The sequence below is a fragment of the Lacibacter sp. MH-610 genome, from assembly GCF_045780045.1.
Taxonomy (GTDB): Bacteria; Bacteroidota; Bacteroidia; order Chitinophagales; family Chitinophagaceae; genus Lacibacter.
The window spans coordinates 836904-853788 of record NZ_CP116002.1; the positions used below are offsets into that span (position 1 = coordinate 836904).

A 16885-nucleotide genomic window follows, 5' to 3' on the forward strand; every position below is an offset into this window, starting at 1 on the left:
TCAACTGTATGAGCAAACCACTTTTTTCCATCGTAAGCCCGGTGTACAGAGCAGAGCAGATTGTTCCTGAACTGGTACGCCGCATTCGTGCTGCTGTTGAAACCATTACACAGGATTATGAAATTATCCTGGTGGAGGATGGCAGTCCTGATAGAAGCTGGGAAGCCATTGCAGCAGAAAGTAAAAAAGAAGCAAGAGTAAAAGGCATTCAGCTCAGCCGGAACTTTGGTCAGCATTATGCTATTACCGCCGGGTTAGATCATACAAATGGCGAATGGGTAGTGGTAATGGATTGTGATCTGCAGGATCAGCCGGAGGAGATTGCGTCCTTATATCAAAAAGCAAAAGAAGGATATGATGTAGTGCTGGCGCAACGGAAAGAACGACAGGATAACTTTTTTAAAAGAGGTTCATCACAACTGTTTTACCGTACACTCAGTTATTTAACCGGCACCAGGCAGGATCCTTCTATTGCCAACTTTGGCATCTATCATTACCGTGTGATTGAAGCGTTGCGAAAAATGCAGGAACCTATCCGCTATTTCCCCACTATGGTAAAATGGGTAGGCTTCCGTCGCACAGCTATGCAGGTAACACATGCAGAACGTTTTTCAGGAAATACATCTTACAACTGGAGCAAGTTGTTTCGTTTGGCATTGGATATTATCCTGGCCAATTCCGATAAGCCCATACGTTTGATTGTAAAGTTTGGATTTTTTGTTGCATTCATTTCTTTCCTCATTGGTGCTGTTGTAATCTACCGTTACCTCATGCATCAGATAACCGTGCCCGGTTATACCAGCTTACTGGTTTCCATCTGGTTTATAGGTGGTATGATTTTATTTGTATTGGGATTGATTGGTCTCTACATCGGAAAAATATTTGAAGGCGTTAAAAGCCGGCCTATTTACATCGTTTCAACCAAAACTAATTTATGATCGGTTTTTACCTGATGACGGAAAAAGGTTTTGAAGTACTTCGCTCTGTACTTCAAGCATACGGTGCACAAGCTGTTTCTTTTGTGGTAGCAGCTAAAGATGCCCAGTTGCAAAAAGATTATTATAAGGAGATTGAAATGATTTGCAGGGAACACTCCATTCCTTTTTTTAACAGGGAAGAGAAAGTTTCATTACCCTCCTGTAAGTATCGTATTGCTATTTCCTGGCGCTGGCTGCTTTCCAATGAAGAACAAAATTTAATAGTAGTGCATGATTCTTTATTGCCGAAGTATCGGGGTTTTAATCCCCTGGTTACAGCATTGATTCAGGGTGATACGGAGATTGGTGTAACGGCTTTATGGGCCGATGATGAAATGGATGCAGGGAATATCATCTTTCAGTCTTCCTGCAATATTAATTATCCCATAACCATTGCCGCAGCCATACAAAAAATTACAGCTTGTTATACGCAAGTGATTTCATTGATTATTGAAACTGTGCTTGCCAATAAAACATTGCCCTCTCTTCCGCAGGATGCGGCAAAAGTGAGTTACAGTCTGTGGCGGGATGAAGAAGATTATCATATTCAATGGCAGCAACCGGCTGCACAAATCAAACGGATGATTGATGCAACAGGCTATCCTTATGCCGGTGCTTTTTCGATGGTTGATGGTGAACAGCTCAGGATTTTGGCGGCAGAAGAAACGGAAGATATCACCATTATTAACCGTGATTGCGGAAAAATTTTAAAACTTATTAACGGCAAACCGGTGGTGGTTTGCGGCAGCGGACTTTTATTACTCAAAGAAGTAAAAGATAAAAACGGAACAGATTATAAGTTCACCAAAATGCGTTTACGATTTTCATGAGCAATTATTCCATTCCTTTTAATAAGCCCAGCTTAACCGGTAAGGAAACACAGTACATCCAGGAAGCAGTAGCTTCCGGAAAAATTTCCGGTGATGGTATGTTTACAAAAAAGTGCCATCAGTTTTTTGAAGAGCGTTATGGTTTTCAAAAATGCCTGCTCACTACTTCCTGTACGGATGCACTGGAAATGGCAGCTATCCTCATCAACATTCAACCCGGTGATGAAGTAATCATGCCTTCTTACACGTTTGTATCTACAGCCAATGCCTTTGCATTGCGGGGTGCCAGACTTGTTTTTTGTGATAGCCGTGCGGATCATCCCGGTATGGATGAATCAAAGATTGAATCCTTGATTACACCTAAAACAAAAGCCATTGTGCCGGTGCATTATGCTGGCGTAGCCTGTGATATGGATGTAATTATGAAGCTGGCAGATAAATACCAACTCTTTGTGGTAGAAGATGCAGCCCAGGCCATTGACAGTTATTATACATTTCCTGATGGCAGCCGTAAGCCATTAGGTGGTATTGGCCACCTGGCTGCTTTCAGCTTTCATGAAACGAAAAATGTTATTGCCGGTGAAGGTGGTATGCTGGTGATTAACGAGGAACGTTTTAACGAACGTGCTGAAATCATCCGTGAAAAAGGAACCAACCGCAGTAAGTTCTTCAGAGGTGAAGTGGATAAATACGGCTGGGTGGATATTGGCAGTTCTTTTCTTCCTTCGGAAATTATTGCTGCGTTTCTGTATGCACAACTGGAACATATAGGCGAAATTCAGCAAAAGCGTTCATCTATCTGGAACCGGTATCAACAACTGTTACAGCAGCCGGGTGCTCCTTATCAATTGCCGCAACTGCCGGCCTATGCTACTAACAATGCACATATGTTTTACATACGCTGTTCCTCTCTGCAGGAACGTTCTGCGTTAATCAATCATCTGCGTAAGGAAGGCATCCTGTCCGTATTTCATTACCAATCTTTACACCGTTCTGATTATTACCTGCAATCCAACCCGCTTTCAGAACTACCCATGAGTGATTATTACACGGATCATTTGCTGCGGTTACCTTTTTATAATTCTTTGCAGGAAGCTGATCTTGAAAAAATCACTTCACTTATTCTTTCCTTTTACCAACAATATACTGCCTGATGGAAAATAGTATGCAATCGTTTAAACGCCTGCAGTGGATACTCATCCTTGTATTCTTTGGTATTTTACTGTTTACGTTTTCACAGGAAAAAACAGTGAATAATGGAGCCGGTTATGATGGAATTTATTACCGTGACCTGGTGCGGAATTTTCCGGAGATGCTTCGTGCCAGTTTCAGTGATTATAAAGCCAGCCGTGTACTGCCTTTTGCTGCTGCACATTATTTACTGAATGTATTAAACATTGAACCAACAGATGGTGTGATTCTCTTTACCATCTGGGGAATGATGTTCCTGCTCATGATAGCAGGAGTTGTTTATTATTTTAAAATCGCTAAGCTGCTGCAGTGGCGGCCTGATCTTACACTGCTTGGCTTTGTACTCCTGTTTTACCAGTTTGCTGTTTTAAAATACAGTGGTTACTACCCGATACTCACGGATCATTTTATTTTTTCACTCACCATTATTGTACTGTATCATTTTTTAAAGAAACAAACCCTGTACATGATGCTTACAGGTTTTGCTGCTTGTTTTATCTGGCCCACTTACAGTTTGTTTATTCCGCTGCTCTTATTGAACAATCCTGTAAATCTTCCTGCTGAAAAGATGCAGGAAACAAAATACGGACCATTATTGTGGAAGCTGGTAAAGCTCGGACTTGCATTGGTACCGGTGGTATTGTTTGTGTACCTCATACGTTCACAAAATCTGTGGATTGAAAAACGATATCTCACAGCAGATCGTATCTATGCCAACTTCAGGCCTTATAACTTCCTTGTTTCAGTAATTGCTACAGCAGCGGTTTATGTGTACTACCTGGCTTTGTTGTGGCCGGTGCAGTGGCAGATGATTACAGGCTGGTTCAAAAGTTTATTCCAAACAAAAATCAAACAGGTGGTATTGGCGATTGTATTTGTGGCAGCAGTTGCAGCTGTAAAATATTTTATGACGCTGGGTAATACAGAACCACCTTATCCTACCATCGGTTCTTTACTGGTAGAGTTTACGTTCCGCCCGGCAGTAGCGCCTTTTAATTTTATCGTATTTGCATTCTGGTTCCTCGGTTTATTGGTCTTCTTCAGCATCCATTATTACAAGCATTTATTACAACAATTCCTGCAGCTGGGCAACGGTTATTTTATATTGCTGGTGTATTCACTTATTTTTTTAACGACGGCACAGCCACGTTTTTTAACTACCATGCTTCCGTTTTTCCTGGTAGCATTAATGCCGGTGTTGCAACAGTTCATCCCTAAACCGGTACCAGGTAAATTATTAATGGTGTTGGCCGGGTTCTCTTTATTGGTTTCCCGTTTTTGGTTTCCGGTTGAAGTAAATCCGCATTACATGGTGGATGGTGATAGTGCTGCAGAGAAACTACCCATGTTCATCGGGCCGTGGATTTCAGATTACTTCTATTGCTGGCTCATTGCAACCGGATTAGTACTTTATTTTATATGGCATCGCTGGCTGCTGCGCCCTATGCTGCAACAAACACAGGAATAATTTTATGAGTCAACCTGTTTTAGTAAGTGTGTTAATGACGGCTTATAACCGGCAGGCTTTTATTGCCGAAGCCGTTGAAAGTGTATTGGCTTCTACCTATCCGCATTTTGAATTGATCATTGTGGATGATGGTTCCAGAGATGATACGGTATCAATTGCTCAGTCTTATGCAGCAAAAGATAGCCGTGTAAAAGTGTACATCAACGAACAAAACCTCGGTGATTATAAAAACCGCAATAAAGCAGCTTCTTATGCAAGCGGTACCTATATCATGTACGTAGATTCTGATGATACTATTTTCCCGGATGGAATTGAACGGTGTGTGCATGTAATGGAGCAATATCCGCAATCAGGTTTTGGTATGACCGGTGCTAAACTGAATTTAAAGCAACCATTGTTTTTGAATAGTGAAGAAGCCATTCAGAACCATTTTTTTAAAGAACCATTTTTAATGGTAGGGCCGGGAGGTACTATTCAACGCAAACAGTTTTTTGAACAAATCAAACAGTACCCGGTAAAATATGGTCCTGCTAATGATATGTATCATCATTTGAAAGCTGCTTGTTTTTCCCCGGTTGTTTTATTGCCTTTTGAATTTATCTATTACCGCCGCCATGAAGGGCAGGAAATAAACAATCAATATTCTTACCTCTACAACAATTATAATTACCTGCGGGATGCTGTAATGGAACTGCCGCTTCCTTTATCTTCTTCAGAAAAAAAATGGATCTTAAAAAAGAATAAGCGGAGGTTTGTAACCAATATCATTTCGTATTTCACCACTACGTTTGATCTGAAAAAAACATTCGGTGCAATCCGTGCAGCTCATTTCAGTTTCCGAAACGCACTGGAAGGGATATTCCAGGTTTGAATTTGCTTAAAACCACTCTAATATGACCGACTACTATCATTCCGGTTATTTCTCTTCCAGCATATTTGACTATGATTATGCTGCTATTGCAGAAACAATAATAAAGGGGTATCAACCCAAACGAATTATAGACTTTGGCTGTGGCACCGGCGATCTTGCAAAGGCTTTTGCATCCCGTGGTGTAACCGTTGAAGCTATTGATGGGTATTCAACTCCTGATTTTTCAGCTTACAGTAATATACATTTTACAAAAGTTGATTTGAATAATACTGTTGCCACTCAGCATTTTTTAGAACAGTTTGATGGAAAGTTTGACCTGGCCATCAGTATTGAAGTGGCGGAACATTTAAACCCTGCTGTTTCATCTTCTTTTATTGAGTGGATGACTTCTATGGCCGATGTGATTGTTTTTTCAGCAGCGGTTCCCAGCCAGGATGGGGATGGTCATATCAACTGCCGTTCCCGTTCAGATTGGTATCAGTTTATAAAGCAAGATAATTTTGTGATTGCCGATACTCTCCGGCAGCATTTTATATCCAACCCCCGTTTAGGCCTCTGGCACAAACTCAATATTGTAGATTATTTGCAGAAAGATTCAGCATTTGCAAAACGAATTCAAGCAGTTGAATTAACTGAACGCCTGATTGCAGCAGAAACATTTGCTGCATCACAATGCTTTCATTATGTAAAGCATTCACAACTCAGAGAATGGGCATTAGGTTTACAACCGGTAAAAGCTGCTGTTCAATTGCGAAATATGCTTACCCGTATGCTCGGTAAGACATCTATTGAATTTTGAAGCTTTCACATAAGATGTCCCAACCACTCATTTCCATCATCACACCCTGTTATAATGCAGCTCCTTTTTTAAAGGAAGCAATGGACAGTGTATTATCTCAAACCTATCCGCATTTTGAGTGGGTACTGGTAAATGACGGATCAACAGATGCAACCGAAGCCATCATTCATTCCAGCAATGATGCACGGATACGTTATTACAAGCAGGAAAATAAAGGTCAATGTGCTGCATCCAATTTTGGTTTAAGCAAGGCAACCGGTGATTATATCAAATTTTTTGATGCCGATGATGTTATGAATGCGCAACACCTGGAAGCACAATTAAAAAAACTGAATGGCCGTACAGATGCTTTGGCTTCCTGTGCATGGGGACGTTTTTATGATGGCAATCCTGCTTCCGCACAATTTATTCCTGAAACGGTATGGGAGGACCTGGAGTCACTTACCTGGATCAGGAAAGCACTCTCGCAACAATATGATATGATGGGCGCCTGGGTTTGGTTAATTCCAAAAGGTGTTTTGGAAAAAACAGGTGGATGGGATGCTTCTCTTTCGCTCAATAATGATTTTGAGTTCAGCATCCGTCTCTTACTGGCGGTGAAAGAAGTATTGTTTACTGAAGATGCCAAAATGTATTACCGCTCCGGCAATGCATCACTCAGCCAGCGGCCATCAGAAAAAGCTTTTGCAGCCGCCATCCGTTCTACAGATATGGGTTGTGCGTATTTGCTGCAGAGAGATCACTCTCCTTTAATGAAGCAACTTTGTGCTAACCGTTACCAGGAATGGTTGTACCGTATATATCCTGATGCACCTTTGTTACAGCAGGAAGTAGAACAGAAAATAAAACTGTTAGGCGGCAGCAACCGCAGCATGGACGGAGGCAAAGTGTTTCAGTTACTCTCTTCCATATTCGGCTGGAAAAAAGCCAAGCAATTACAACGCTGGTTAAAACAAAGAGGTTACCGAAAACTTCCTTTTAACTGATGCCGCCGCATATACTTTTTGTAAGTACTTCTAATCTTGCTACCAATCCACGTTTGGTAAAAGAAATAGAACTGGCTTTGGAAAAAGGTTACCGTGTTACTGCACTGGTATGCAGCTTTCACAACTGGAGTTATGCGTTGAATGAAGCGGTGAAGAAAAAGCTGGCTGAAAAAATTCAGTTGGTGGAAGCAGTGGCAGATCGTTCAGCATTTCCGGTTTGGGTTTTGAGTACATTGCTGCAAAAGTTTCAGCTACTGAAATTAAAGCTGGGCGTTTCTAATCCTTCTGTGTTAAGTGATGTATTGATTAAGCGGAGCATACTTCTGCGTTGGAAATTAGGCCAGCTTAAAGGAAATTATCAACTGGTGATTGCACATAATCCCGGAGCTTTTGAACCGGCTGCTGTATTTGCAAAAAAGCATCGTACCCCTTTGGGTATTGATGTGGAAGATTATCATCCCGGTGAAGCAACCAATCCTGCTGAATCAAATAGAATGAAGCGACTGCTACAGCAGGTATTACCACAGGCAAATTATGTAAGTGCTGCTGCGCCTTTAATATTAGAGAAAGTACAAAAGGATTGCAGCAATGAGTTAAGGAATGCTTTTACCATACTCAACTATTTTAATAAGGCAGAGTTTGTTGCTCCACTTTCTGCTAAAGACAAGCCCTTGCAGTGTGTTTGGTTTTCGCAAAACATTGATCAAGGAAGAGGATTGGAACCTTTGCTGGCTCTTTTAAAATCTTTTGGCGAAGAGGTGCAACTTCATTTATACGGAAATGCCAATCCGTTGTTTTATGAATCACATCTGGCAGGTAATCCGCAGGTTATTCTGCATCCGCCGGTACCGCAGCAGCAATTGCATCAGCTGCTGGCATTGTATGATGTTGGGATTGCGTTAGAAGATCTAACATCAAATCTTAACCGTACAATTTGCTTAACCAATAAACTGCTTGCTTATTACCAGGCCGGGTTATACATCTTAGCAACAGATACAGCGGCACAGCAACAATTTTTAGAACAGCATCCTTCGCACGGCATCATTACATCACTTTCAAATTTGCAGGAAGGATTGCAGCAACTGGTACAGCAAAAAGAAACCATTCGTGCCGGGTCACAAACCCGTTATACAACTGCAGCAAAGCATCATGCAGCAGCTGAGTTGCAGCAACTGGCTCATTGCTGGGAACAATTGATAAAAGAAAGTTGTAAATCCTGAGATTATTCTTAGTAGTTTAAACATTGATTCAAGAAACTTATTTTTCTTAATAATGAATAAATAATTCTCTTTCTTTTATTAAAACTATAATTCTTATTTCATTAGCAACCGATGCTATTTAATTCGCTGGATTATTTTTTGTTTCTGCCGCTGGTGTTTATTCTTTACTGGTTTGTAACCTATAAGAAGCTGGCGGTGCAAAACGGCATGCTGCTGGTAATGAGTTATGTGTTTTATGGCTGGTGGGACTGGCGCTTTCTGTTTCTGCTGCTGTTTTCCACCTTGCTGGATTATTTCAGCGGTATAAAAATTCATGAATCGGAAAACCCGGTACGCCGCAAGTTCTGGCTGGTACTCAGCATTGGTATCAATCTTGGCTTTCTTGGTTTCTTTAAATACTATAACTTTTTTGCAGCAGAGTTTGGTGCTTTGCTGCAGCAACTTGGTTTTAATGTAAATGAGTTTACGTTCAGGATTATACAGATTATTCTGCCGGTAGGTATTTCATTCTATACGTTTCATGGTCTTTCTTACATCATTGATATTTATAAAAAACGAATTCCGGCTGTCTACAATTTTGTAGAGTACGCTTTGTTTGTAAGTTATTTTCCACTGCTGGTGGCAGGTCCTATTGAACGGGCAACGCACTTGCTGCCTCAATTACAAGTTCCAAGAAAATTTAATTATCACCAGGCAGTAACCGGTCTGAGGCAAATTTTATGGGGCCTGTTTAAAAAAGTAGTGATTGCAGATAGCTGTGCCTACTATGCTAATATGATTTTTAATCATAGCGGTGATTATAACGGCAGCACCCTCTTCTTAGGTGCTTTGTTTTTTACCTTCCAGATCTATGGTGATTTCAGCGGCTACTCAGATATTGCACTCGGTACTTCCAAACTGTTTGGTATTGAACTGTTGCGCAATTTTGCCTTTCCTTATTTTTCAAGAGATATAGCGGAGTTCTGGCGCCGCTGGCATATTTCACTCTCTACCTGGTTCCGTGATTATCTCTATATACCATTGGGAGGAAGTAAAGGCGGCAAATGGATGAAAGTGCGGAACACATTTGCTATTTTTTTAGTGAGCGGTTTCTGGCATGGCGCTAACTGGACCTTCATCGTCTGGGGTTTTTTAAACGCTCTTTATTTTATTCCGCTCCTGCTTTCTAACAAGAACAGGGATCATATCAATATTGTAGCCGCCGGTAAGCTATTACCCTCCATATCAGATGTGGGAAAAATTGCCATCACTTTTTTCTTAACGGTACTTGCGTGGATCTTTTTCCGGTCCGCTAATCTTACACAGGCATGGGATATTCTCACTACCATCTTTTCATCATCTCTATTACAGCCGTTGCAGGTGTTTCCAAAAGAACCTTTACTGTTGATTGTATTTTTTATGTTGATTGAATGGCTGGGAAGGGAACACCAGTTTGCACTGGAAACATTTGGTCTTAAATGGAACAGGTGGTTACGACTTGCTTTTTATATGATTCTTACTGTGATGGTGTTTATGTACAGCGGTAAAGAAGAAACATTTATTTATTTCCAGTTTTAGTAATGCGATTGTTTCTTACCAAACTGCTGCTCTTTTTAATTCCGTTCATCCTCTTATTTCCATTATATGTGGTAATGGATCCTTTTAAAGTTTTACGGAAGTATGATAGTTATTACCCGGCTTATGGTACCAGTCCGGCTAATATTAACAAGGATTACGTATCTACCCAAAACCTTTTGCACCGGTATAAATCGGCAAACTATAACAGTTTTATTTTCGGTAGTTCCCGTTCTATTTTTTACCGTGTAAATGAATGGAGCCGTTATATTCAAACGCCTCCGCAGCAATGTTATCATTATGATGCCTTTGGTGAAAGTTTGTACGGCATCACCAATAAAATCAGGTTTCTGCAAAAGCAACAAATACTCATCAAACATGCTTTGCTCATCTTTGATTATGCATTACTGGAAGGAGCAGAGCAACCGAAAGAATATTTTCGTCAGCAGCATCCTGCCATTTCCGGCAAAAGCAGTATTACCTTTCATTACAATCATTTCAAGGCGTTTTACAACTATCGTTTTCTGAAAGATTATTTTACCAACCTCTATGGAAAAAAATCATCTGTGGTACATGATGCTGCCTTATGGGAGGTGAATAAGCAAACCTATGATGCAGCTATGAATGAAGCACGCTTTGATGACCTGGAACAATTAATCCGTACAAAAGGTGATGCGTATTATAAAGAACGCAGTACTGTATTTTTTAAGCGGAGTACCACGCCGCAAGTTTATGGTGCGGTGATTCGTGAGGTGCAGCAAAAACAATTGCAACAGATCAAAGCCATCTTTGATGCCAACGCTACTGATTACCGCATCGTCATCAGTCCTTTGTACGACCAGGTACAACTAAACCCTGATGATTTACAGTTTCTTCAAAAGCTTTTCGGTAAAGAAAAGGTGTTTGATTTTTCAGGTATCAATTCTTTTACAACCCCTGTTACCAATTATTACGAAGAATCACACTACCGGCCACAGGTGGCTGATAGTATTCTGAAAATTATTTACAGTGCCCGCCAATAAGAAATTACTTATCATCAGTCCGCACTATCCGCCTTCTAACCTTGCAGCGGTACACCGCAGCAGGTTGTTTGCACAGCACCTGCCTTCCTTTGGTTGGGAGCCGATAGTTCTTACGGTTCATGAGGATTATTATGAGGAAGCATTGGATCATAACCTCGAACGTTTATTGCCAAAAGAACAAAGAATTGAAAAAGTAAAAGCATGGCGGGTAACAAAACCACGATTGATTGGTGATATTGGTCTGCGGGCTTTTTTTCAACTCCGCAAACGTGCAGTGCAGTTGGTAAAAGAAGAGCGCATTGATTTTGTATATATACCTATCCCTTCTTTTTATGCAGCGTTGCTGGGGCCTTATATAAAAAGAAAAACAGGTGTTGCTTATGGTATTGATTATATTGATCCTTGGGTGCATCGCTTTCCGGGTTCGGATCGTTTGTTTTCAAGACATTGGTTCAGTACCCAACTGGCACAATGGTTAGAACCGAAGGCCGTAAAACATTGTTCATTGATTACAGGTGTGGCACAAGGTTATTATGAAGCGGTGTTACAACGCAACCCGCAGCTCCGGCAACAATGCATTACGGGTGCTATGCCTTACGGCGGTGAAGCAGCAGATCATGAAAAAGTTAAAGAGCTTTCCCTCACACCTTACTTGTTTCAGAAAAATAAGAAACTGCAATTAGTGTATGCAGGTGCCATGTTGCCAAAAGCGTATCAACCACTGGAACAGATTCTGCAGGTAATTGCAGTGAACCGTTCTCACTTTGAAAATGTGGAGTTTCATTTCATCGGTACCGGTAAAACGCCTAATGATCCGGAAGGATTTAATATCAAACCATTGGCAGAAAAATATAGTTTGTGGGAAAGCGTAGTGTTTGAATATCCGAAACGCATTCCTTATCTCGATGTGTTAACGCATCTTGAAGCTTCAGATGGTGTGTTTATTCTTGGTAGTACAGAAGCTCATTATACACCCAGTAAAACCTACCAGGCTGTACTTAGCAAAAAGCCGGTTCTTGCTGTGCTCAATGCAGAAAGTACAGCTGTGGAAGTGCTGAGGATTGCAAATGCAGGCGAAGTGCTGGATTTTGCAGGCGAAAATGATTTGAATACAATCGGAAACAAATGGATGAGTTGCTGGGAACGTTACCTTGATTTTTATAAAAAATTTGATCCTCACAATGTGAACCGGGAGGTATTTAACAGGTATTCTGCCCGTGCTGTTACAAAAGAGTTGGCTGATTTATTGAATCAAATACCTATTTAGCATGCCTGTGCGAATTGTTCACATAATGATCTATGAAAAATTTACCCGGGATTACATTTGTTTTCTCGACACTCATTTTAATATTCAGGAACATGTTTTTTATGTGATTGGTAAAAACGATTCAGGATACCCTGTTGATGGGCTACTCAATGTTGTTAAGATCAATAGTCACTGGTCCTTACCCGGTTTAATAAAAGGACTTCTGTTTGCTGATAAAATTATTCTTCATGGCTTGTGGCATCCTGTGATGATCAGGTTGCTTCTTTTGATGCCATGGACCATTCATAAATGTTATTGGATGTTGTGGGGTGGTGACTTTTATTTTCCTGATAAAGAACCGGCTTATAAAAAGAAATTAATAAAACGCATCAGGCATTTTGTTGGGTTTATAAGAGGGGATTTTGATTTCATCTGTACTAATTATGGCGCTAAGGGTGTTTTTCATGAATGTATTTTGTATCCTGTTGTATTTGCTGAGGACACCCAAACCGTTGCTGAAACTAAAAGCAATAACGAAGATTTAAAAATTCTTGTTGGTAATTCTGCAGATCCTTCCAATAACCACCTTGAAATATTTCAGAAACTAACTGCTTTTACCGGTTCAAACTTTGAACTTTTTGTTCCCCTGTCTTATGGTAATGATGGGCATGCATTAAACGTGATTGAAGAAGGCAGAGCAAAATTTGGCAATAAGTTGAAGCCCTTGCAGCAGTTTATGTCTTTTGAATCTTACAAACAATTACTTCAAAGCGTAGATATAGCCATATTTAATCATAAGCGCCAGCAAGGCCTTGGTAATATTGTTCAATTACTTTCTAATGGAAAAAAAGTTTTTTTAAGGAAAGATGTAACAACCTGGGGGTTATTTACTGACCTGGGTGTTAAGATATACGATATTGAAGAGCTGAACCTGGAGCCGATTGATCCCACTATTGCCAAAGAAAACATTCATCTCGTACGTCAATATTTCAACGAGTTGAATTACATCCGTCAATTAGAGCAGTTGTTTGAAGTAAAGTCAAAGGAGAAATGATAATGAGGCGGTTTTTACGATACCTTTTAGTTTATGTTATCTACTCCGTCCGGCTTTTACTTTTTAAGAAGAAATTCCGGAGTTTCATTTATGATTTACGGCATTTTTTTTACTGGTACCGTCTTCAGAAAACCGGTCAATCACCGGTAGATCTGCAAATACCCTGGCTGCAGCAATTGACTTTTTGAAAAAATGGCTGCACAGGGAGATGGTCGTTTTTGAATATGGTTCAGGGGGTTCTTCTTTATTCCTTGCTGCAAGAGTAAAACATCTTTATTCAGTTGAGCATGATGCATCATGGTTTGCAACTGTACAAAAAACAATACAGGAAAAAAATATCAAGAATCTTTCTTATAAACTTACAAGGCCGGAGCCTGTTTCACCAACCCCGAGCGATTGCGGCAATCCGGGTCTTTATCTTTCCTGTATGAATGAATATAAAGGCTTTAGTTTTGAAGCATATGTAAAATCAATTGATCAATATCCTGATCAGTTTTTTGATATGGTAATTGTAGATGGCCGTGCCAGACCCTCCTGTATTCAACATGCTGTTGGAAAAATTAAAAGAAATGGCGCTTTGCTTTTAGATAATGCGAACCGCAGCTATTATCTGCAGTCTTTCCCTGATCTGATGGATACAGCACAATGGCAAAGAATAGTTTTTGAAGGTCATTTTCCCGTTAGCCCTGCATCAGTTCTTAATACAACCATGGTTTTCATCAAGCGATAATTTTATAAAGATGCTTCAGTTTGCACTTGTTATACCCTTCCGTCCTAAAAGCGAGTCAGAGAATTGGGAAACAGAAAATGAAATACTGTATCAAACGGTGCATTCCTTATTGCATCAAACTTATACTCATATACATGTATATGTAGTGTATACCGATATGCCCACTTTTGAAATGCCGGATAGCCGTTTAACACTGGTGCCATTTCCGTTTGAATTTAAAACCTATGAAGCTATTGAATGCCGGGAAGCATTAATGAAGCGGTTTAAGTCAGAAAAGCTGGTGGTACGCCGTTGGGATAAAGGCCGTAAACTGAGTTACGGCGCTATGCTGGCCAAACAAAACGGAGCAGATTATATCATGGCCTTTGATTCAGATGACCGAATAACAAAATATTTTTTTGAACGGTTGAATCAAGCTGCAGGAACTCAGAAACCTGCAGGCTGGTATATTGAAAAAGGATTTTTATTTAAAGAAGGCAGCAGCTACATGATCCGTATTCCCAAGAATATGCGGTACTACAACGGATCAACACATGTATTACGGAGCGACCTGGTACGTATTCCTGATTTTAACTCATTGGACTGGAATGATTTTAATCTCTTTACAGATCATGGATGGATCAAAGACCGCATGAAAGAAACTTATGGTGTTGAACTGCAGCCGGTAATGCAACCTTCATTGGTGTATGTTGTTCATGGATCCAATATGTCAAAAGTAAAACGGGAATTTACATTAAGCCTGAAAGGAATTGCTAAACGTATTATCCGTGGTGTTTGGTTGAATAATAATATAAGACGGGAATTTTTTTTAGAACCACGACCCACCACAGATACATTGTTTTTTTCTTTTAAGTGGCTTTCAGTATCACGCTTCACAAAAATTCTTCAATTTATAAAGGAGCACCCCCTGGCCGGCAGAAATAAATGGAAGTATTACAAACGGTTTTTCTATTGGCAAATTTCACAGCGCTTCTTTGCACATGACCAGGTATGGAGATTTACTTCTAAAACCAAGCTTGTATTGCGCAGACATTTAATAGGAGCCACCGGTAACCTGTACACAGGGTTGCAGGATTTTGCTGAAATGGGTTTTGTATTACATTTTCTGAGAAGTGAAGATCTGTTTGCTGATATTGGCGCCAATGCAGGAAGTTATACAGTACTTGCATCCGGTCATGCAGGTGCTAAAAGCCTCGTGTTTGAACCGATGCCAAGTACATTGATCGGGTTAAAGAAAAATATTAACATCAACCATCTCCAGGAAAAAACAGAACTGCATGCAGTAGCGCTGGGTGATGTAAAAACAACAGTCCGTTTTTCCAATAACCTCGATGCAGAGAATCACGTACTTCCGGATTGGGAAAAGGCCGATGAAACACTGGTGCAGGTGGAGCGTTTTGATGATTTGTTTTATCCTGCTAAAGTTCCTTTGCTGGCTAAAATTGATGTGGAAGGTTATGAAACAGCTGTGCTCAAAGGAATGAAGCAAACAATAGCTGATCATCGCTTAAAAGCCATTATCATTGAATTGAATGGTTCCGGTTACCGTTATGATTTTGATGAAAAACAGATTCATCTTGATTTATTGGCAGCAGGTTTCCGGCCTTATGCCTATGAACCATACAGCAGGCAATTAACGTTATTGGAAACCTTTGGGGCAAACAATACTATCTACATCCGGGATATAGAGTTTGTGAAACAACGATTACAAACAGCAGAGAAAGTTCGTGTAAACGGAGTGGAATTTTAAAGAACAGGAAGTGCATATTCCCAAACTTGCCATTATTACAACACACCCTATTCAGTACAATGCACCTTTATTTAAGGTGCTCAGCAGTCGTGGCAGGGTTGCAGTGAAAGTGTTTTACACCTGGGGACAGTCAAGAGATAAAGTGTATGATGCACGTTTTGGAATTGAACGTAACTGGGATGTGCCCTTGCTGGATGGATATGATTACGAATTCATCAACAGCACAACAAAGGCTCCAGACTCCAATCGTTTTTTCGGCATCGTTAATAAAGGTCTTTACCGCCGTCTTTTAAAGGAAGAGTATGATGCGGTATTGATTTACCGCTGGAGTTTGTGGAGCCATTTTTTATTAATGCAAAAGCTGGGCGGGAAGCCGCTGCTTTTTTTTCGTGGTGATTCGCATTTATTACAACAACCGTCCGGCTGGAAACGGTTATTGAAAAAATGGTTGCTTCGGTTTGTTTACAGAAAAGTAGATATGGCTTTTGCAACCGGTACCCATAGCAGGGATTATTTTTTGTTCAGTGGTTTAAAACCTCAACAGGTGCTGATTGCACCTCATGCTGTTGATAATAATTTTTTCAGTACTGATGCTCCGGCAAAAGAAACAGAAGCATTGCAACAACGTCGTCAACTGGGCATCCCTGATGAAGCAGTTGTGTTTTTATATGCCGGTAAGTTTTATGGAGTGAAACAACTGCATCTGCTCATCAATGCATATAAGAACCTGCCATCATCACAATATTATTTACTCCTCGTAGGTAATGGAGAAGAAGAAGCATCATTAAAATCTCTTGCTGCCGATCATCCCCGTATCATATTTCAGTCGTTTCAAAATCAATCGGCCATGCCGGTAGTTTACAGAACGGGTGATGTATTTGTATTACCCAGCAAAAGCGAAACATGGGGTCTTTCCATAAATGAAGCAATGGCTTGTGAACGACCCGTTATTGTGTCGGATCAATGCGGTTGTGCTCCGGATCTTATTAAAAGTGGTACAACCGGTTTTGTATTTGAGTCAGGTAATACCGTGCAATTGCAGCAGCTATTGTTGAAGTTTTCTGACAGAGCAGTTTCCCAAAAAATGGGCAAGCAGGCGTCGGCATACATAAACGAGTTTTCATTAGAAAGGATTGCAGCAGCAATAGAAGAAAGGCTACTGCAAAAGATTGCTATGTCTTTATAAG

At 40.4% G+C, this 16885-nt stretch carries 15 protein-coding genes; all 15 read left to right on the plus strand.

Annotated features, from left to right (window positions below; translation table 11 throughout):
- Positions 1-8: 8 nt before the first annotated feature.
- The 15 genes from PDL71_RS03800 (at position 9) to PDL71_RS03870 (ending at position 16884) form a co-directional block, all read left to right on the plus strand.
- Complete coding sequence (locus tag PDL71_RS03800; protein WP_407525560.1) at positions 9-938, plus strand: glycosyltransferase family 2 protein; 930 nt, start codon at positions 9-11, stop codon at positions 936-938.
- Positions 935-1807: a methionyl-tRNA formyltransferase gene (locus tag PDL71_RS03805; RefSeq protein WP_407525562.1), complete on the plus strand. Its 873-nt coding sequence runs from the start codon at positions 935-937 to the stop codon at positions 1805-1807. Before PDL71_RS03800 ends, PDL71_RS03805 begins: the two co-directional genes overlap by 4 nt.
- Positions 1804-2961 (plus strand): dTDP-4-amino-4,6-dideoxygalactose transaminase, encoded by a 1158-nt coding sequence (rffA, locus tag PDL71_RS03810; protein WP_407525565.1) that lies wholly within the window; start codon positions 1804-1806, stop codon positions 2959-2961. Before PDL71_RS03805 ends, rffA begins: the two co-directional genes overlap by 4 nt.
- Positions 2961-4466: a hypothetical protein gene (locus tag PDL71_RS03815; RefSeq protein ID WP_407525567.1), complete on the plus strand. Its 1506-nt coding sequence runs from the start codon at positions 2961-2963 to the stop codon at positions 4464-4466. The genes rffA and PDL71_RS03815 overlap by 1 nt, the downstream gene beginning before the upstream one ends.
- A 4-nt stretch (positions 4467-4470) precedes the next feature.
- Positions 4471-5337 carry a glycosyltransferase family 2 protein gene (locus tag PDL71_RS03820; RefSeq protein ID WP_407525570.1) on the plus strand — a complete coding sequence of 289 codons (867 nt, stop codon included), beginning with the start codon at positions 4471-4473 and terminating at the stop codon, positions 5335-5337.
- A gap of 22 nt (positions 5338-5359) precedes the next feature.
- Complete coding sequence (locus PDL71_RS03825) at positions 5360-6136, plus strand: class I SAM-dependent methyltransferase (RefSeq protein ID WP_407525573.1); 777 nt, start codon at positions 5360-5362, stop codon at positions 6134-6136.
- A 14-nt stretch (positions 6137-6150) separates the two neighbouring features.
- Positions 6151-7122 (plus strand): glycosyltransferase family 2 protein, encoded by a 972-nt coding sequence (locus PDL71_RS03830; RefSeq protein WP_407525576.1) that lies wholly within the window; start codon positions 6151-6153, stop codon positions 7120-7122.
- Positions 7122-8342, plus strand: coding sequence for a hypothetical protein (locus PDL71_RS03835; protein ID WP_407525578.1), 1221 nt, complete (start codon positions 7122-7124; stop codon positions 8340-8342). The genes PDL71_RS03830 and PDL71_RS03835 overlap by 1 nt, the downstream gene beginning before the upstream one ends.
- 111 nt (positions 8343-8453) lie before the next feature.
- On the plus strand, positions 8454-9899 hold the full coding sequence (locus PDL71_RS03840; protein ID WP_407525580.1) for an MBOAT family O-acyltransferase: 1446 nt from the start codon (positions 8454-8456) through the stop codon (positions 9897-9899).
- Between the two features lie 2 nt (positions 9900-9901).
- The gene (locus tag PDL71_RS03845; protein ID WP_407525583.1) at positions 9902-10918 is read left to right on the plus strand and encodes a hypothetical protein; all 1017 of its coding nucleotides are present in this window, start codon (positions 9902-9904) and stop codon (positions 10916-10918) included.
- Positions 10905-12185, plus strand: a complete 1281-nt coding sequence (locus PDL71_RS03850; protein ID WP_407525586.1) for a hypothetical protein — start codon at positions 10905-10907, stop codon at positions 12183-12185. Before PDL71_RS03845 ends, PDL71_RS03850 begins: the two co-directional genes overlap by 14 nt.
- Before the next feature lie 25 nt (positions 12186-12210).
- A complete protein-coding gene (locus tag PDL71_RS03855) occupies positions 12211-13218 on the plus strand; it encodes a TDP-N-acetylfucosamine:lipid II N-acetylfucosaminyltransferase (RefSeq protein WP_407525589.1) in 1008 nt (335 codons plus the stop codon).
- 184 nt (positions 13219-13402) lie between these two features.
- Positions 13403-13948 (plus strand): hypothetical protein, encoded by a 546-nt coding sequence (locus PDL71_RS03860; RefSeq protein WP_407525592.1) that lies wholly within the window; start codon positions 13403-13405, stop codon positions 13946-13948.
- Positions 13949-13958: 10 nt separating this feature from the next.
- Positions 13959-15698 (plus strand): FkbM family methyltransferase, encoded by a 1740-nt coding sequence (locus PDL71_RS03865; RefSeq protein ID WP_407525594.1) that lies wholly within the window; start codon positions 13959-13961, stop codon positions 15696-15698.
- Between the two features lie 10 nt (positions 15699-15708).
- Entirely contained in the window at positions 15709-16884 is a 1176-nt protein-coding gene (locus PDL71_RS03870; RefSeq protein ID WP_407525597.1) for a glycosyltransferase family 4 protein, read from the plus strand.
- The last annotated feature ends 1 nt before the right edge of the window (position 16885 follow it).